Origin of the sequence: Kushneria indalinina DSM 14324, assembly GCF_003385845.1 — a bacterium.
GTDB classification, from domain to species: domain Bacteria; phylum Pseudomonadota; class Gammaproteobacteria; order Pseudomonadales; family Halomonadaceae; genus Kushneria; species Kushneria indalinina.
In genome coordinates this window covers 233,991-251,554 of the sequence record NZ_QRDJ01000008.1, presented here as the reverse complement: position 1 = coordinate 251,554, position 17,564 = coordinate 233,991, and the positions used below count along the sequence as shown (strand labels likewise).

The 17,564-nt window shown below is 61.3% G+C and carries 15 protein-coding genes; 1 reads left to right on the top strand and 14 read right to left on the bottom strand.

Going from position 1 to position 17,564, the window contains the following annotated elements:
• Nucleotides 1-203 precede the first annotated feature (203 nt).
• From C8D72_RS17775 to C8D72_RS12170, 6 genes are all read right to left on the bottom strand, one after another.
• The gene (locus tag C8D72_RS17775; RefSeq protein ID WP_257789415.1) at nucleotides 204-329 is read right to left on the bottom strand and encodes a hypothetical protein; all 126 of its coding nucleotides are present in this window, start codon (nucleotides 327-329) and stop codon (nucleotides 204-206) included.
• Between the two features lie 84 nt (nucleotides 330-413).
• Nucleotides 414-1,127 carry a dihydromonapterin reductase gene (folM, locus tag C8D72_RS12190; RefSeq protein WP_115854708.1) on the bottom strand — a complete coding sequence of 238 codons (714 nt, stop codon included), beginning with the start codon at nucleotides 1,125-1,127 and terminating at the stop codon, nucleotides 414-416.
• The gene (locus tag C8D72_RS12185; protein WP_170140591.1) at nucleotides 1,124-1,861 is read right to left on the bottom strand and encodes an FAD-binding oxidoreductase; all 738 of its coding nucleotides are present in this window, start codon (nucleotides 1,859-1,861) and stop codon (nucleotides 1,124-1,126) included. The genes folM and C8D72_RS12185 overlap by 4 nt, the downstream gene beginning before the upstream one ends.
• A gap of 67 nt (nucleotides 1,862-1,928) precedes the next feature.
• The gene (gene ubiD / locus C8D72_RS12180) at nucleotides 1,929-3,398 is read right to left on the bottom strand and encodes a 4-hydroxy-3-polyprenylbenzoate decarboxylase (protein WP_115854706.1); all 1,470 of its coding nucleotides are present in this window, start codon (nucleotides 3,396-3,398) and stop codon (nucleotides 1,929-1,931) included.
• 99 nt (nucleotides 3,399-3,497) lie between these two features.
• A complete protein-coding gene (gene rho, locus C8D72_RS12175; protein WP_086620628.1) occupies nucleotides 3,498-4,757 on the bottom strand; it encodes a transcription termination factor Rho in 1,260 nt (419 codons plus the stop codon).
• A 415-nt stretch (nucleotides 4,758-5,172) separates the two neighbouring features.
• Nucleotides 5,173-5,496: a thioredoxin family protein gene (locus tag C8D72_RS12170; RefSeq protein ID WP_115854705.1), complete on the bottom strand. Its 324-nt coding sequence runs from the start codon at nucleotides 5,494-5,496 to the stop codon at nucleotides 5,173-5,175.
• Between the two features lie 167 nt (nucleotides 5,497-5,663).
• Here C8D72_RS12170 and C8D72_RS12165 point away from each other — a divergent pair, with 167 nt between their 5' ends.
• Nucleotides 5,664-7,178, top strand: coding sequence for a Ppx/GppA phosphatase family protein (locus C8D72_RS12165; protein WP_115854704.1), 1,515 nt, complete (start codon nucleotides 5,664-5,666; stop codon nucleotides 7,176-7,178).
• Here C8D72_RS12165 and tilS read toward each other — a convergent pair.
• From tilS to lpxD, 8 genes are all read right to left on the bottom strand, one after another.
• Nucleotides 7,152-8,474, bottom strand: coding sequence for a tRNA lysidine(34) synthetase TilS (gene tilS / locus C8D72_RS12160; RefSeq protein ID WP_115854703.1), 1,323 nt, complete (start codon nucleotides 8,472-8,474; stop codon nucleotides 7,152-7,154). The two genes, C8D72_RS12165 and tilS, sit on opposite strands and share 27 nt — an antisense overlap.
• A 91-nt stretch (nucleotides 8,475-8,565) precedes the next feature.
• On the bottom strand, nucleotides 8,566-9,519 hold the full coding sequence (gene accA, locus C8D72_RS12155; RefSeq protein ID WP_115854702.1) for an acetyl-CoA carboxylase carboxyl transferase subunit alpha: 954 nt from the start codon (nucleotides 9,517-9,519) through the stop codon (nucleotides 8,566-8,568).
• 189 nt (nucleotides 9,520-9,708) lie between these two features.
• Complete coding sequence (dnaE, locus tag C8D72_RS12150; RefSeq protein WP_115854701.1) at nucleotides 9,709-13,218, bottom strand: DNA polymerase III subunit alpha; 3,510 nt, start codon at nucleotides 13,216-13,218, stop codon at nucleotides 9,709-9,711.
• A 143-nt stretch (nucleotides 13,219-13,361) separates the two neighbouring features.
• A complete protein-coding gene (gene rnhB / locus C8D72_RS12145) occupies nucleotides 13,362-13,994 on the bottom strand; it encodes a ribonuclease HII (RefSeq protein WP_245955241.1) in 633 nt (210 codons plus the stop codon).
• Nucleotides 13,991-15,145: a lipid-A-disaccharide synthase gene (lpxB, locus tag C8D72_RS12140; protein ID WP_115854700.1), complete on the bottom strand. Its 1,155-nt coding sequence runs from the start codon at nucleotides 15,143-15,145 to the stop codon at nucleotides 13,991-13,993. Before lpxB ends, rnhB begins: the two co-directional genes overlap by 4 nt.
• Before the next feature lie 31 nt (nucleotides 15,146-15,176).
• Entirely contained in the window at nucleotides 15,177-15,947 is a 771-nt protein-coding gene (gene lpxA, locus C8D72_RS12135) for an acyl-ACP--UDP-N-acetylglucosamine O-acyltransferase (protein WP_115854699.1), read from the bottom strand.
• Complete coding sequence (gene fabZ / locus C8D72_RS12130) at nucleotides 15,944-16,387, bottom strand: 3-hydroxyacyl-ACP dehydratase FabZ (protein ID WP_115854698.1); 444 nt, start codon at nucleotides 16,385-16,387, stop codon at nucleotides 15,944-15,946. Before fabZ ends, lpxA begins: the two co-directional genes overlap by 4 nt.
• A 136-nt stretch (nucleotides 16,388-16,523) precedes the next feature.
• Entirely contained in the window at nucleotides 16,524-17,564 is a 1,041-nt protein-coding gene (lpxD, locus tag C8D72_RS12125) for a UDP-3-O-(3-hydroxymyristoyl)glucosamine N-acyltransferase (RefSeq protein ID WP_115854697.1), read from the bottom strand.

Below are 17,564 nucleotides of genomic sequence, written 5' to 3'. Positions count from 1 at the left end.
CTGTCTCTAAACCAATAGCCCACTGGATAACCGACCGTGTTCTGAGCACACGACAACACCGCTGTCGCCCTGCGCGACAGCGGTGTCAGTGTGTCATTGAGCACGAGATGCGACATGCCGGGTTATCCTGATGAAAAATGTCTGATTCAGCTCACGGGGTCCAGCGACCCCGTGATCGATCATCCGAGACTAGCATGGCCGACTCAGATGAGAAACTCCTTCCAGATAAACAGTGCCGGCAACGCAGCCGCCAGCGATATCACCACTACACCGGCCACCATACCGACCAGCAATGCACGATCCTTCAGTAACGTCGACGGCGATGTCATGAGGGTCACCTGTCACGGTCGTTGGAACAACGTTGTTGTTGAACATCGTGGTTGTTGTCTGGCGAGGCAATCGCCGATATCAGTTCACTTCACATGACGCCCGCCGTCAACAGGCAAAGTGACGCCTGTGACGAAAGCATTATCGAGCAGGTAACGCACCCCCTGCCAGATCACCTTCGGCCCCGGCACGGCAGGCAGCGCTGATTTGGCGTTGAGATGTGCCACATAGTCATCGGTGTCACTGGCATTGAGCATGATGCCTGCCGGTGCGATGGCGTTGACCTTGATATCGGGGGCAAAGCGACCGGCCATCGACAGGGTCAGATTCTCGAGACCGGCCTTGGTGGCTGCATAGGCCATATGCTTTTTTGATCCATGCGTGGCGCTGTAATCCGTGATATGGATGATATCGCGCATCGGCTCGGGACAGGCCATCAAAAGATCGTGGGCGTGCAGATTGACGAGATAGGGCGCCTGCATGTGCACCTGAAACATCAGGGCAAAGTCCTCCCCGCACGAGGCGCTGTCCTCGTCACGCTGCCAGTGCGAGGCATTGTGGATAATGGCCCTGAGCACTCCGGTATGCGCCTTCAGCCGAGCAATGAAGTCCAGAATGTCGGCCTCATTGGAGAAATCAGCATACAGCGCGATGACACCGCGGGCACGCAGCGCCTCGATGGCCGGGCGTTCACGCCGATAGGTGATGATGACGGGATGGCCATCATCATGCAGGCGTTCGGCACAGTAGCGGCCCAGTCGCTGACCGCCGCCAGTGATCAGTATCGGCGCCTGGCTCATGACCCGCCATCCTCCCCCTGCACTCGGGGCGCATAGCTGAAGACATCGGAAAATATTCGTTTGGCCATGGGCTCGATCCGGGCCAGCGTATCCACTACGGCATAGACCATGCCGGGGGAGCCGGCGATAAAGATGCTGGCCTCGTCGGCACGCTGAATGCGGTCATGCAGGGCGTTATCGATACGCTCGACCACGCCGTCAAAATCCTCTTCACCGGGCAACTCCACCACCGGCGTAAAGCTGAACTGCTCGTGTTGTTCGGCCCAGTGGCGCGCCTGAAGCTCCATGTAAAGTTCGCTGCGCGCGCGCGCCGCCCACCACAGATGGATGGGGCGCTCGGGGTGAAGGGCCAGCGAGGCCTCGATGATGGATTTCATCTGCGCAAAGCCGGTACCGGCGGCGATCAACAGCAGCGGCCGCGGATCATCGAGTTCCAGCACGGACTCGCCACCGGCCAGCGACACTTCGAGATCAGCGCCCACGTGGAGCTGTTCAAACAGGGCCCGGGCGTTGTTGCTATCGGCCACATACTGAACATGCAGCTCCAGAATGCCCTCGCCGTTGGGCGCATTGGCAATCGAAAACGGCAGATGATTCCCCTGCACCACCAGCGTCAGATACTGACCCGGGGCAAACAGAATCTGTTGCGGATCGCCACGCAGAAAAAGGCGATAGACATCGGCCGATAGCGTTTCCATGGTCTCGACCCTACAGGTCAGCGTCCTGGCAGACATGGTGCTTCCTTCAATCGATAGAAATGCAGCAGTGCATTGTGTCGGTAACTCCCGAGCCATTAACGGCTCAGGTATTGATGCCGTAGTCGTCCCAGCGCTCGTCCACCCGGGCCTTGATCTCATCGCTCATCACAATCGGCGTGCCCCACTCGCGCTGGGTCTCGCCCGGCCACTTGGACGTCGCATCAAGGCCCATCTTGGAGCCCAGACCGCTGACCGGCGAGGCAAAGTCGAGATAGTCGATCGGTGTGTTGTCCACCATGACCGTATCGCGGGAAGGGTCCATGCGCGTCGTAATGGCCCAGATCACGTCCTTCCAGTCCCGGGTGTTGACGTCATCATCCACCACGATCACGAACTTGGTGTACATGAACTGACGCAAAAAGCTCCACACGCCCATCATCACCCGCTTGGCGTGTCCCTGATACTGCTTTTTCATCGACACCACGGCCAGGCGATAGGAGCACCCTTCGGGCGGCAGATAGAAGTCGACGATTTCGGGAAACTGGCGACGCAGAATGGGCACAAAGACCTCATTGAGCGCCACGCCCAGCACGGCCGGCTCATCCGGCGGACGGCCGGTATAGGTGGAATGATAGATGGGATCGCGCCGATGGGTGATGCGCTCGACGGTAAAGACCGGGAAGGTATCGACTTCGTTGTAATAGCCGGTGTGATCGCCAAAGGGGCCTTCCGGCGCCATGTCGTCGGGATAGATATGGCCTTCCAGCACGATCTCGGCGCTGGCCGGCACGCTGAGATCGGCGTGATGACACTTGACCAGCTCGGTCCTGGAGCCACGCAGCAGCCCGGCAAAGGCGTATTCGGACAGCGAGTCGGGTACCGGCGTCACGGCGCCCAGAATGGTGGCTGGATCAGCGCCCAGCGCCACCGCCACCGGAAAGGGCTCGTTTGGGTGCGTCTGCTGCCAGTCGCGAAAATCCAGCGCCCCGCCGCGATGGGACAGCCAGCGCATGATCAGGCGATTTTTCGACAGCTTCTGCTGGCGATAGATGCCCAGATTCTGGCGCTCCTTGTGCGGCCCTTTGGTAATGACCAGAGGCCAGGTCACCAGCGGCGCGGCGTCCCCCGGCCAGCAGTGCTGAATGGGGATGACATCCAGATCGACATCGCTTCCCTCGAGCACGACTTCCTGACACGGCGCCTTTTTGACGTGGCGCGGCCCCATGCTCATGACCTGCTTGAAAATCGGCACCTTCTGCCAGGCGTCACGAAAGCCCTTGGGCGGCTCGGGCTCCTTCAAAAAGGCCAGCAGCTCGCCAACTTCGCGCAGGGCGCCCACGCTGTCCTGTCCCATGCCCAGCGCCACCCGGCGCGGCGTGCCAAACAGATTGGCCAGCACCGGCATCGTGCTGCCACGCACGTTTTCAAACAGCAGGGCCGGCCCTTCATCGCGCAGCACGCGATCACATATCTCGGTCATTTCCAGATGAGGGTCGACTTCAGCGGTAACACGCTTGAGCTCCCCCATCCGCTCGAGCCCCTGGATAAACTCCCGCAGATCGCGATACTTCATGCCCGGTCCTGCTCCCGTAATAAAGCAAAGGGGCAGCATAGCATGCTGCCCCTCTCATGCAGGCGCCTTCCGACAACGCCCGTGACACCGCAGGACGCGCTAGCGGCGCTTCATGGCCTCGAAGAATTCCAGATTGGTCTTGGTATCCTTCAACCGGTCGATGAGAAACTCGGTGGCCGCCACATCTTCCATCGGATTGAGCAGCTTGCGCAGAATCCACATGCGCTGCATTTCGTCCTCTGAGGCGATCAGGTCTTCACGACGCGTGCCGGAGCGGCGGATATTGAGCGCCGGATAGACACGCTTCTCGGCCAGCTTGCGGTCCAGATGCGCCTCCATGTTACCGGTCCCCTTGAACTCCTCGAAGATGACTTCATCCATCTTGGAGCCGGTATCGACCAGCGCGGTCGCCAGAATGGTCAGGCTGCCGCCCTCTTCGATGTTACGAGCCGCACCGAAAAAGCGCTTGGGCTTTTCAAGCGCGTGGGCATCCACACCACCGGTCAGCACCTTGCCGGAGCTCGGAACGACGGTGTTGTAGGCACGGGCCAGACGGGTAATGGAATCCAGCAGGATCACCACGTCCTTTTTATGCTCGACCAGACGCTTGGCCTTTTCGATCACCATCTCGGCGACCTGCACGTGACGCGCCGGCGGCTCATCAAAGGTGGAAGCCACGACTTCGCCGCGTACGGTACGCGACATCTCGGTGACCTCCTCCGGCCGCTCATCGATCAGCAACACAATCATGTGACATTCAGGATTGTTGCGGGTGATCGAGTTGGCGATGTTCTGCAGCATCATCGTCTTGCCCGCCTTGGGCGGCGAGACGATCAGACCGCGCTGGCCCTTGCCGATCGGCGAGGTCAGGTCAATGACACGCGAGGTAATGTCTTCCGTGGAGCCGTTGCCGATCTCCATGACCAGACGCTCCTGGGGAAACAGCGGCGTCAGGTTTTCAAACAGGATCTTGTGCTTGGCGTTCTCGGGTCGATCAAAGTTGATCTGATTGACCTTGAGCAGCGCAAAGTAGCGCTCGCCTTCCTTGGGCGGACGAATCTTGCCGGCGATCGAGTCGCCCTTGCGAAGATTGAAGCGGCGAATCTGCGACGGGGAGACATAAATGTCATCAGGGCCGGCCAGATAGGAAGAGTCGGCGCTGCGCAGAAAACCAAAGCCATCCTGAAGGATTTCGAGTACGCCATCGCCATAAATGTCCTCGCCGCTTTTGGCGTGCTTTTTGAGGATGGCGAAGATGATGTCCTGCTTGCGCGAACGAGCCAGATTGTCGATGCCCATTTCCTGGGCAACTTCCAACAGCTCGGGAACAGTCTTTTGCTTGAGTTCGGTTAGATTCATCGGCTTGATTCGGAAATCGCTTTAGTCAGCATGGCTGTAAGAGATGCGGCCGGGACAGGAAACGGTATCTTGAATACCGCCTGATTGTAGTCAGAGCCCGCGGGGTCTCGACGCCTGATGGTTATTGAAACCCCGGCAATGGAGATGGACCCGAAAAGCGCCTCGTTCGAAGGAAAGAAGTAACATGACGGTAAAACCCGAGTTCAGCACCGATAGCATCAGGATCCATTCGTCTGCTTGAGAAATGGCGTGGCAGACTGGGAGAAAAGCGGTATGACCCTGGTGGCTCGCTCGGCGGCTGGTCAGCAGCTGAAATCAGGCGAACGCACCGATGTTAGACAACGCTGATCATCGACGCAAGCCCTTTTATTACCTCTGGAAGGGCCGGTTCAGGCACTCCAAACCAAAGTAGCATTTAAAGGTGCTCATCAAGCAGCTGCTCTAGCTGAACCCGGGAAAGGGCGCCCACACGCGTGGTCTCAAGCGTACCATCAATGAAAAGACACAGGGTCGGCACCCCCCGGGCCCCCAGCCGTGTGGCAAGCCCGGGCGAGGCGTTGATATCGACACGATAGACCTTCACACGCTCGGCGTAATCTCCGGCCACATCTTCAAGCACGGGCATCAGGGCCCGACAGGGGCGGCACCAGTCAGCCGTCAGCACCACCAGTGCCGGCTCATGTTTATCGGCGACGTCCTGCTCGAAGCGATTTTCATCCAGATCAATAATGGTGCTCATGCCTCTCCCCGTTGACGTTGTGTCATCGCCTGCCTTTTGGGGCGGCCCGCCCGTTTAAGTAATTGACATGATATCAGCCTGACACCACTCTTTGGCGAACCAACCCCTGACCGAATGGGCCTGATGTGCAGGGCCCGCAAGGGCAGCAACGCCATGGATACAGGCTCATGACGCATTTTCAGACACTACCCTCTTCCGGCCCACTGCGCCTGGCCGCCGTGGATCTGGGGTCCAACAGCTTCCACCTCTTGATCGTGGATTCCGACAACGGCCATTTCACCGAACTTGAAAAATGCAGCCGCAAGGTGCAGCTGGCTGCCGGTCTGGATGACCAGGGTCAGCTTGAAGAGAGCGTCATGATGCGGGCTCTCGAGTGTCTGGCAGAGTTTGGCACCATCATCGATGAACACCGGGTTGATCGGCTGCGGGTCGTGGGCACCAATGCCCTGCGCTTGGCCGCCAACAGCATCGACTTCGTGATTCGCGCCGAGCAGTGTCTGGGCCAGCGAATCGAGACCATTTCGGGCCGCGAAGAAGCGCGCCTGATCTATCAGGGCGCCTCCACCGCCTGGCAGGACGATCCCGCCAACTGCCTGGTGGCCGATATCGGCGGCGGCTCGACCGAGTTGATCGTCGGTGCCGGCACCCGGGCACTGGCGCTTGAAAGTCTGGAAATGGGCTGTGTGGCCTATACACGGCGCTTTTTCGACAGCGGCGAGCTCACCGAGGCGACCATGCAGGCCGCCGAGCAGGCCGCCCTGCTGGAGCTTGCCAACATCACCGCCCATTACCGACGACTGGGCTGGCAGCGTGCCATCGGCACCTCCGGCACCATCAAGGCCGCCGCCGCCACGCTCAGAGCGATCCACCCGCATCTCAAAAAGGGCGAGATCACGCGCACGGGGCTTGCCGAGCTGCGTCAGAAGCTGATCGATCTGGGCCATCTTGACCAGGTCAGCATGGTAGGGCTCAAGAGCAACCGTGCCCGGGTCTTTCCGGCCGGCGTTGCCATCCTGAGCGCCATTTTCCAGGCACTGAATCTGGAGCACATGCAGCATACCAGTGGCGCGCTGCGCGATGGCGTGCTGCTGGATCTGGTGGCACGCGATACCCGCCATGACGTGCGCTATACCACTTTGGGCGACATGCAGCGGCAATATCAGGTCGATGTTCAGCACGCCGAATACGTGGCCGCCACCGCCCTGACGCTGTTCGATCAGCTGTCGAGGTCGTGGACGCTGGATGACGAGGCCCGGCAGCTGCTGGAGCAGGCCGCCATGGTGCATGAAATCGGGCTGGGGGTTGCCCATAACCGCTACCATCAGCATGGCAGTTACCTGCTGGCCAACAGCGACATGGCGGGCTTTTCGCTGCCCGATCAGCTGGCGCTTGCCTGGCTGGTACAGGCACATCGTCGCCAGTTCCCCGAACCGCCGCCGGAACATCGTGCAGCGCTCTCCTCGGGCGAACTGGTTCGTCTGGCCCGCCTGCTGCGACTGGCCGTGGTCCTCTGTCGCACGCGCGAAGTGTCAAACGACTGGCAGCCCGAACTACATGCCGACGACAAAAGCCTGGTGCTGACCTTTGCACAATCGATACCCGACCTTTTGAGTCAGGATCTGGCCCTGGAGCGTCAGTGGCAGCAGCGAGCAGGACTAATGCTTGCGATCAACACGCCCTGAGTCATCAGGATCGACGCTTTTCCCCAGCGCCCAGTCATCGGCCGCCAGCATGAGCGGCCCCAGCACGCCCACCGGCATCTCGCCGTGCCATACGAGCATGATCCGGTGGCGCTGCCACGGCGGGACGGCGTGCTCCTGTAACAGCTTTTTGAGCGGGCGCCTCTGCCCGTTCAGCCGCAGCTTCTCTCCCCCGGCGCGGGACGTTATTATCAGCGTGGGATGCCCGCCTGCCAGCGGCTGCAGTTGATCCCGGATAGTGCCCAGCGGCGTCTCGATCGGCGTTATGCCATCCCACTCGAGCAACCATGCAGGCTCTGGTGTGGTCACTTCATCTTCGGCCAGCAAAAAAAGCGTTTCCCGCCAGAGTCTGGCCTGGCCGCCGGGCCACGCCACCTGCACCTGACGATCCATTCCGGCACGGGCCAGCTGATCCAGCAGGGTTTCCATCCGCCCGCGCGGCGGCGATGCCAGCCCCAGCCGCTGCAGGGCGGTATCGATGACCAGCCGCTGCCGGGCCCGACTCAGCTCGCACAGCGCGGCACGCGGCAACCGATCGACCGCCCCGCCCAAACCTGCCAGATCCATCTCCGCCAATTCTTGCAGAAGTTCATCCGCCTCGCGCAGATGGGCCGCGCTGCGTGCCATCTGCTCGGCGGCGGCCGGCCAGCGCCCGGCCAGGGGCGTCATGACGTGGTGTCTCAGGTAGTTGCGATCCTGAAGATCATCGCGATTGGTGGGATCGTCACACCATGGGATAGCTGTCTCGACCAGACAGGCATCGATCTCCTCTCGCGCGGCCTCCAGCAGTGGCCGCTCGAGCCAGCCCTCGCCCAGCGCTCGACGGGATGGGATCCCGGCAAGCCCGCGCACGCCGCTGCCCCGCATCAGGCGATACAACAGCGTTTCGGCCTGATCCTTCTGATGATGCGCCATCCACAGGGTATCGCCGGGCGATAGTAAAGCTTCGAACACGGCGTAGCGGGCGCGTCGGGCATCGGCTTCAAGACCACCACGCGTTTCAAGCGTCACCCGCTCGATATGCAGCGCGATACCCAGCTGGCGGCAGGCGCGCCGGGCCGTCTCAACAAAGGTATCGGCCGCCGGTTGCAGCCCGTGGTGGACATGGACGGCCCGCAGGGTGATATCGGGATAGTGTCGAACCGCGCGGGCAGCCAGCAGCAAAAGACAGGTGCTGTCACGCCCGCCCGACAGCGCCACCCAGAGCGTCGCGGCGGGCGAGCGCTCGTGCAGCGCTGCCATGGCGTTTTCGATGCGCGCTTCAAGTGACGATGTCATGACCGGACGCTCCCTGCTCGGAGGTGGTGACCATCAAAAACGGGAAGGCAGAGCCTTCCCGTTTTGCATGCCTCCCTGATCGCAGTCGCGATCAGTCGAGCGCACCATAGCTCATCAACCGCTCGTAGCGACGCTCCAGCAGTGACTGGGTGTCCATGGCCTGCAGCACATCCAGCTGATGCAACAGGGAGCCCTTGAGGCGGCGGCCCATTTCGGACATGTGACGATGTGCACCGCCAAGCGGTTCCTCGATCAACGTGTCGACAAACCCGAGCTCCTTGAGCCGGGTGGCCGTGATGCCCATCGCCTGGGCGGCGTCCGAGGCGCGGTCGGCGCTCTTCCACAGAATCGAGGCACACCCTTCCGGCGAGATGACCGAATAGGTGGAAAACTGCAGCATGGCGAGCGAGTCGCATACGCCGATCGCCAGTGCCCCGCCGGAGCCTCCCTCACCGATGACGGTCGAGATGATGGGCGTTTTCAGGCGCGACATGACCGCAAGATTGCGGGCGATGGCTTCACTCTGACCGCGCTCCTCGGCATCGATGCCCGGATAGGCGCCGGGCGTGTCGATAAACGTCAGAATGGGCATGTGAAACCGCTCGGCCATCTCCATCAGACGGCAGGCCTTGCGATAGCCTTCCGGACGCGGCATACCGAAGTTGCGGCGCACCTTGTCCTTGACCGTACGGCCCTTCTGATGGCCGATGACCATAACCGGGCGATCATCAAGACGCGCCACACCGCCGACCAGGGCAGCATCATCGGCAAAGTTGCGATCGCCGTGCAGCTCGTCAAATTCGGTAAAGATTTCGGCAAGATAGTCCAGCGTATAGGGGCGCTGGGGGTGACGGGACAGCTGAGAAACCTGCCAAGAAGTCAGATCACGAAAGATCTGCTCGGTCAGCTTGCGGCTCTTGTCCTCGAGCTTGGCAATCTCGTCACTGATGTTGATCTTGCTGTCGTTGCCCACCAGCCGCAGTTCTTCGATCTTGGCCTGCAGTTCGGCAATCGGCTGTTCAAAGTCGAGATAGTTCGGATTCATAGGGTACGTCACAGAGCTCTTTCATCAACGCGAGCAGCGCAGGGCGTGCACGACAGTATCGGTCTGGACCGTCGCAGCACAGGAAGGCAGCGCACGGCGTCGGTGAATCGGTGGGCCATTATCCCATTGTGGGCGTTGGGTGCAACCATGAGACGACATCCTTTGTTCAGTGATGCCGGGTCATCGGCGTCAGCGATAGCAGAGCCTGACCTCGGGATGGCCTTCAACGCCTTCCTGCAGGCCGCTGATCAGCTCGTCACAGGGCGATACCCGCCACTGCGGATCGAACTCGAGACAGCCGCCGGCCTGGCTGTTGCGATATTGAAGCCGGATGGGCAGCCCCTCCTGATCCAGATGCGGCGTCAGTCGATCCATGAGCGTGCGGCTGAAGCGGCCGTTAATGCGCTCGGCATCGATGCTGATCTCGAGCGCCTCGCCAAAGCGGGCACGGGCCTCGACCATGGGCGTGACCTCCTTCGCCCGCAGGCGCAGCCCGCCGGAGTAGTCATCCAGGCTGACCTCACCTTCCAGAATCACGACCCGGTCGGCCGCCAGATGCTGGCGCACCTGATCGTAGAGCTCGCCAAACAGGGACGCCTCGATCCGGCTGGTGCGATCGTCGAGCGTAACAAAGGCGATGGTGTCGCCGCGCTTTGACTTCATGGTCCGCATGGCAACGATCAGGCCGGCCACCCGCTGAGGCTCGCGCGCGGGCCTGAGGTCGACGATGCGGGTCGAGACAAAACGCTTGAGCTCGGCTTCATACTCATCGATCGGGTGGCCGGTCAGATAAAGCCCCAGCGTATCCTTCTCACCGGCCAGACGATCGCGATCGCTCCAGTTGCGCGCGCCGCGATGGTCGCTGTAGACATCGCTCCCGCCCTCGTCTTCACCGACAAACGCCTCACCGAACATGTCCACCATGCCGATGCTGGCGTTGTTCTGGCTCTGCGACGCCGCGCGCAGGGCGTCTTCCAGCGCCGAGAACAGCACCGCCCGTGACGGGCCCAGATGGTCCAGCGCCCCGGAGCGAATCAGCGCCTCCAGCGTGCGCTTGTTCATGCGCTTGCCATCAATGCGACGGCAGAAATCAAAGAGATCCTGGAAGGGACCGCCAGCATCGCGCGCCTCAACGATGGCACCGATCGGGCCTTCACCCACGCCGCGAATCGCCCCGAGGCCGTAGACGACCTGGCCCTGCTCGTTGACGCTGAAACGGTAGCTGCCGATGTTGACGTCCGGTGGCGTGACGGTGAGCCCCATGCGCCGGCACTCCTCGATCAACGGCACCACCTTGTCCAGGTTGTCCATTTCAGTCGAGAGCACCGCGGCCATGAAGGGGCCCGGGTAGTGGGCCTTGAGCCAGGCGGTCTGATAGGAGACCAGGCCGTAGGCCGCCGAGTGCGACTTGTTGAAGCCGTAGCCGGCGAATTTCTCGACCAGATCGAAAAGGTTGCCGGCCAGATCGGCATCAATGCCGTTGTTGGCGCACCCTTCCATGAAACCGGCGCGCTGCTTGGCCATCTCCTCGGGCTTTTTCTTGCCCATGGCACGACGCAGCATGTCGGCCTGGCCCAGGCTGTAGCCCGCCAGCACCTGGGCAATCTGCATTACCTGTTCCTGATAGAGGATGATGCCGTAGGTGGGTTCCAGAACGCTCTTGAGCAGCTCGTGCTGATAGTCGGGATGCGGATAGGCAAGCTCGGCGCGGCCGTGTTTGCGGTTGATGAAGTCATCCACCATGCCGGACTGCAGCGGCCCCGGGCGGAACAGGGCCACCAGGGCGATCATGTCTTCCAGCGAATCGGGCTGAAGGCGCTTGATCAGCTCCTTCATGCCGCGTGATTCCAGCTGGAACACCGCCGTGGTCTCGGCCTTTTTGAGCATGTCAAAGGTCGGCTTGTCATCAAGCGGAATGGTGGCGATATCCAGCGCCCCCTGCCCTTCCCGCGCCCGCACCGTATCGACCATCTCGAGCGCCCAGTCGATGATGGTCAGCGTACGAAGCCCCAGGAAGTCGAACTTGACCAGACCGGCCTCCTCAATGTCGTTCTTGTCGTACTGCACCATCAGCCCGCTGCCATCCTCATCGCACAGCAGCGGCGAGAAGTCGGTCAGGCTGGTGGGAGCGATCACCACGCCCCCGGCGTGCTTGCCGGTACCGCGGGTAATACCTTCCAGCCGACGCGCCATGTCCCAGATTTCCTGGGCATCCTCGTCGACCTCCAGAAATTCACGCAGCGCGCTTTCCTGCTCGTGCGCCTTGGCCAGCGTCATGCCCACTTCGAAGGGAATGAGCTTGGAGAGCTTGTCCCCCAGCGAGTAGGGCTTGCCCTGGGCACGCGCCACGTCGCGCACCACGGCCTTGGCCGCCATGGTGCCGAAGGTAACGATCTGCGACACGGCGTTGCGCCCGTAGCGGTCGGCCACGTAGTCGATGACTCGATCGCGCTTTTCCATGCAGAAATCGACGTCAAAGTCGGGCATCGAGACACGTTCCGGGTTCAGGAAACGCTCGAACAGCAGGTCGTATTCCAGTGGGTCGAGATCGGTGATCTCGAGCGCGTAGGCCACCAGTGAGCCGGCGCCCGAGCCACGCCCCGGCCCCACGGGCACATCGTTTTGCTTGGCCCAGCGGATGAAGTCCATCACGATCAGGAAGTAGCCGGGAAAGCCCATCTGATTGATGATGTTAAGCTCGAAATCCAGCCGCTCGCGATATGCCGGTTCGTGCTCTTCGCGCGAGCGGCCCGGATAGATGGGGCGTTCACCGCCAAAAAGCAGATCCAGACGCCGGGTCAGGCCATCATGAGAAAGCTCGCAGAAGAACTCTTCCATGGTCTGGCCTTCCGGCACCGGATATTCCGGCAGAAAGATTTCGCCAAGACGCATCTCGACGCTGCAGCGCGCGGCGATATGCACGCTGTTCTCCAGCGCCTCGGGGATATCGGAGAAAAGCTCGGCCATCTCCTCCGGCGTCTTGAAATACTGCTCCTCGGTGTAGCGCGTCTCACGACGCGGATCATCCAGTGCCTTGCCCTCGGCAATCGAGACCCTGGTCTCGTGCGCCCAGTAGTCTTCACGTGACAAAAAGCGGACATCATTGGTCGCCACGACCGGCGTGCCGGTCTCCATGGCGAGCTGCACGCAGAGATGCAGACACTCCTCGTCGTTTTCACGCGAGGTGCGCTGAAGCTCCAGATAGAACCGGTCGGGGAAAAACCGCTGCCACTCGGTGAGCAGCTCACGTGCGGTTTCGGCATGGCCGTGCAGCAGATAGCGACCGATCTCGCCTTCCCGGGCGCCGGAAAGGGCAATCAGCCCTTCGCTCTGCTCAAGAATCCACTCCTTGTGCAGATAGGCACGCCCCTGCTGTTGACCATGCTGCCAGGCCCGTGAAATCAGCTCGGTCAGGTTGAGATAGCCGGTCTGATTCATCGCCAGCAGGGTCAGGCGATAGGGGTGAGCCGGGTCCTGGGCGTTATAAAGCCAGACATCGCTGCCCACGATCGGCTTGAGCCCGGCGCCCTGCGCCTGTTTGTAAATCTTGACCAGCCCGAACAGATTGGTTTCATCGGTGACGGCCAGGGCAGGCTGGCCGATCTCAGCCGCCTTTTGCGTCAGCGCCTTGAGCCGAATCAGCCCATCGGTCAGCGAATATTCACTGTGCAGTCGCAAATGTACAAAGGGCGTGGTCATGGGTGCAGGCTCGCTCTAGTCAACTAATAACATCAGTCAACGAATGACTTCAGGGAACACCGGACTGGCAACGCCATGATACCGATGAGAACCGGTGCCGGACCAGTGGTCCGGCAGGAAGAGGCAGATACTTGCTACAGGACTCAGTCCTGCAGCAGTGCCCTGACGGGGCGAAAGGAGCGTCGATGCTCGGGCAGCGGACCCAGCCGTGCCAGCGCCTCCAGGTGCGCCCGGGTCGGGTAGCCCTTGTGGGCGGCAAAGCCGTATTCGGGGTGGCGAGCATCAAGCGCCTTCATCTGCGCATCGCGGGCCACCTTGGCCACGATCGAGGCCGCGGCAATGGCCGCAACCCGACCATCGCCCTTGACCACGGCCTGACCCGGCAAACGATGCCCGGGCAGGCGGTTGCCGTCGACGAGCAGATACTCCGGCGTAATCGACAGGCCATCAATGGCGCGGCACATGGCCAGATGCGTGGCGTGATGGATGTTGAGCGTGTCGATTTCGCCGGAAGTGGCTTCTCCCAGCGACACCGCCAGGGCCTGCTCGCGAATCTGGCGATCAAGACGTTCGCGACGCGCAGGCGTCATCTTCTTGGAGTCCATCAGGCCTTCAATGGGACGCTCGGGATCGAGCATCACGGCGCAGGCCACCACGGTACCGATCAGCGGACCGCGCCCGACCTCGTCCACCCCTGCCAGCCGCCAGCCCTGATAGGGGACGACCAGCGGTGGATGCTCGGCATTCGGGGTCATGATTTCGGGAATAAAGTTCATGGTTCTCCAGCGCTGCTGTCTTGATGTGGCCGGGCCATCAACTCAACAATGGCCTGGGCGGCGCGTGCGCTGGCACCCCGCTGAAGCGTTCGGTGCATATCGACAAATCGTTCGGTCAGCGCACGGGCCTCAGGTTCGTTTTCGAGCAGGGGCGTCAGTGCTGCAGCAATGGCCTCACCGGTGGCGTCATCCTGAATCAGCTCGGGGACCAGACTCTCCTGCGCGATCAGGTTGGGCAGGGAGATCCAGCGGGTCTTGACCATGCGTCGCGCAATCTGCCAGGTCACGGGTGCCATGCGGTAGGCCACCACCATGGGGCGATGACAGAGCATGGCTTCCAGTGCAGAAGTGCCCGAGGTCAAAAGCACCGCATCAGACGCCGTCATGACCTCCCACGCCCGGCCATCTACCACCGTAATGCCCTGCTCCGCCACGCCGTGGGCCAGTAACTCTTCGCGACGCTCGGGAGTGGCGGCGGGCATGACCACTTCAAGCGCCGGCAAACGCTGGCGCAGCAGTTGTACCGCCTTGAGAAATACGGGCGTCATGAAGCCGATTTCACTGCTGCGTGAGCCGGGCAGGACCGCCAGCATGCGGGCGTCATCGCTCAGCCCCAGGGCCTGTCGTGCCTGGTGGCGGTCATTTTCCAGCGGCAGCTCTTCGGCCAGCGGATGCCCCACGAACCGGACGGGCACATCATGGCGCTCGTAAAATTCGGCCTCAAAGGGCAGGAAGGTCAGCATCATGTCGACGGCACGACGAATCTTTTTGACCCGCCCCTGACGCCAGGCCCAGACCGACGGACTCACATAGTGCGCCGTGGTCATGCCGTTTGATCTGAGCTGCGCTTCCAGCCCCAGGTTGAAGTCCGGCGCATCGATACCAATCATGATATCGGCAGGCCATGCCTGCGCCTCACGCCTTAAATGTCGACGCACGCCCACCAGTCTTGGCAGGTGCTTGAGCACCTCGACCAGCCCCATGATGGACAGGGTTTCCAGCGGATAAAGACTATCCATCCCCTCTTCGATCATCCGGGGGCCGCCGATGCCGCGAAAGCTCACATCGCCGTGATGACGCTTGAGCTCACGCATCAGTGTCGCCCCCAGGATATCGCCCGAGAGCTCACCGGCTACCAGAAAAACGCGCATCGTGATTCTCTCCGGCGAGCGGCCTGCGCCATCAGCGCGTCAGGCCACGCGATGAGCTTCGCAGTGAGTCGATGAAAACATTGAGCCAGTCGCTGCGGTTTTCCTGCTGGTCGAGCTCTTCAAGGGCCTGAGCCAGCGTTTTCTGACTGCGAAACACCAGCTTGTAGGCACGGCGCAGCTCGCTGATCACTTCGCTTTCAAAGCCGCGGCGCTTGATGCCCTCGGCATTGAGTCCATGGGTCGCTGCCGGATTGCCGGTCACCATGACGAAGGCGGCGATATCCTTGGTAATGATGGAGCCGCCGCCGCACATGGCGTAGGTGCCCACATGGCAGAACTGGTGAACGGCGGACAGCCCGCCCAAAATCACATTGTCCCCAATATGGACATGACCGCCGAGCGTGGCCTGATTGGCCAGAATCACGTTGTCACCCAGAACGCAGTCATGCGCCACGTGGGCGTAGGCCATGAACAGCCCGCCATTGCCGATACGGGTGACCCCCTTGTCCTGAACGGTGCCCCGGTGAACGGTCACGCCTTCCCGGAAGATATTGTTGTCACCGATCTCGAGACGGGTAGGCTCCCCCTGATACTTCTTGTCCTGACAGTTTTCACCGATGGTCGCGAACTGATAGACGCGGTTGTTGCATCCCATCGTGGTGGGTCCTCTGACCACCACGTGCGGCCCGATGACACTCCCGGCGCCGATCTCGACATCGGCACCGATCACGCTGAACGGGCCGACCTCGATATCGTCAGCCAGGCGCGCAGCAGGATCGATGATGGCAGATGGATGAATCAAGAGACTTTCCTCTCGGCACAGATGATATCGGCTTCACAGACCACTTCACCACCGACGTGCGCACGGCAGGAAAACTTCCAGATGCCGCGGCGCGCTTTGAGCATGCGCGCTTCCAGCGTCAGCTGATCACCCGGAAAAACCGGACGCTTGAGGCGAACATTATCACTGCCGACATAGTAATAGATGTAGCCATCGGCCGGTCGCTTGTCGACCGTCTTGAAACCGAGAATACCGGCGGCCTGGGCCAGCGCTTCGATAATCAGGACCCCCGGCATGATCGGGTGACCCGGAAAATGCCCCTGAAAGAAGGGCTCGTTGTAGCTGACGTTCTTGCATGCCGTAATGCATTCGCCCAGCTCCAGCGCGGTAACGCGATCCACGAGCAAAAACGGGTAACGATGGGGGAGATATTCCTGGATCTCGTTGATATCCATGACCATGGGCTCACAACCTCTGACATAACGAAATGCCTGCCGAACCGGCAGGCATGTGACTGGCGGCCGCATGGCCAACCATTATGATGTTTGCCACCGCAGCGGCAATGGAAAACCATTTGCGCCAGGCAAACGAGGGCGCTTATTCACCCTCGTTGTGGCGTTCGAGACGAGTGATTCTTCTGGCCAGCTGATCAAGCTGCTTGAAGCGCACGGCGTTCTTGCGCCACAGCGCATTGGGCATCGAGCCAGTGCCGGACGAATAGATGCCGGGCTCATCAATGGAGTTGGTGACAAGACTCATACCGGTCACGTTGACCCCGTCACACAGGGTGAGGTGACCGGCAAGACCAACCCCGCCACCGAGCTGACAATGACGGCCCACATGCGTGGAGCCGGCAATACCCACACAGCCGGCCAGCGCACTGTGATCGCCAATATGCACGTTATGAGCAATCTGTACCTGGGAGTCGATCTTGACGTCGTTGCCGATGACCGTGTCATCCAGCGCGCCGCGATCAATGCTGGTGCAGCTGCCTACTTCCACGTCATCACCGAGGATGACGCCGCCGAGCTGCTCAATCTTGTGCCAGCGACTACCATCGTGGGCAAAGCCGAACCCGTCGCCACCAATGACGGCACCGCCATGAATGATGGCACGGGCACCTATGATAACGCCGTGATAGAGCGCCACGCCGGCGTGGATCAGAGTGCCTTCACCGACCGTGCAGTACTCCCCCACAACGCTATTGGCGCCTATGGTCACCCGATCACCCAGCGTGACACCCGCGCCGATCACCGCATGGGCGGCCACGGTGACATCATCACCCAGTCGGGCGCTGTCATCGATCACGGCCGTGGGATGGATACCCCCGCTCTGGCTGGGCAGAATCGGGGCGAAGCAGCGGGAAAGATGCGCATAGCCCAGATAGGGATTGTCGATGGCCAGCGCCGGCACCGGGCACTGGGAGACCAGATCCGGATGCAGCATGACGGCGGCAGCCCGGGTACTGGCCAGATCCTTCAGATAGGCGCGATTGGCCAGAAAGGCAATGTCAGTGGTGCCGGCATCCTGCAGGGTCGACAGCCCGTCGACACGCACGGTGCCATCGCCATGAAGGGTCGCACCCAGACGCTGGGCGAGATCGGCGAGTGTAAAATCTTGACTTGAATATCTTGTCAT

Excerpts from the sequence above, each read along its gene's own strand:
- C8D72_RS12165 (WP_115854704.1), top strand. The coding sequence starts at position 5,664 with ATGACGCATTTTCAGACACTACCCTCTTCCGGCCCACTGCGCCTGGCC.
- C8D72_RS12170 (WP_115854705.1), bottom strand. The coding sequence starts at position 5,496 with ATGAGCACCATTATTGATCTGGATGAAAATCGCTTCGAGCAGGACGTC.
- rho (WP_086620628.1), bottom strand. The coding sequence starts at position 4,757 with ATGAATCTAACCGAACTCAAGCAAAAGACTGTTCCCGAGCTGTTGGAA.
- accA (WP_115854702.1), bottom strand. The coding sequence starts at position 9,519 with ATGAATCCGAACTATCTCGACTTTGAACAGCCGATTGCCGAACTGCAG.
- rnhB (WP_245955241.1), bottom strand. The coding sequence starts at position 13,994 with ATGAACTTTATTCCCGAAATCATGACCCCGAATGCCGAGCATCCACCG.
- ubiD (WP_115854706.1), bottom strand. The coding sequence starts at position 3,398 with ATGAAGTATCGCGATCTGCGGGAGTTTATCCAGGGGCTCGAGCGGATG.
- folM (WP_115854708.1), bottom strand. The coding sequence starts at position 1,127 with ATGAGCCAGGCGCCGATACTGATCACTGGCGGCGGTCAGCGACTGGGC.
- C8D72_RS17775 (WP_257789415.1), bottom strand. The coding sequence starts at position 329 with ATGACATCGCCGTCGACGTTACTGAAGGATCGTGCATTGCTGGTCGGT.
- C8D72_RS12185 (WP_170140591.1), bottom strand. The coding sequence starts at position 1,861 with ATGTCTGCCAGGACGCTGACCTGTAGGGTCGAGACCATGGAAACGCTA.
- tilS (WP_115854703.1), bottom strand. The coding sequence starts at position 8,474 with ATGACATCGTCACTTGAAGCGCGCATCGAAAACGCCATGGCAGCGCTG.
- lpxB (WP_115854700.1), bottom strand. The coding sequence starts at position 15,145 with ATGCGCGTTTTTCTGGTAGCCGGTGAGCTCTCGGGCGATATCCTGGGG.
- lpxD (WP_115854697.1), bottom strand. The coding sequence starts at position 17,564 with ATGACAAGATATTCAAGTCAAGATTTTACACTCGCCGATCTCGCCCAG.
- dnaE (WP_115854701.1), bottom strand. The coding sequence starts at position 13,218 with ATGACCACGCCCTTTGTACATTTGCGACTGCACAGTGAATATTCGCTG.
- fabZ (WP_115854698.1), bottom strand. The coding sequence starts at position 16,387 with ATGGTCATGGATATCAACGAGATCCAGGAATATCTCCCCCATCGTTAC.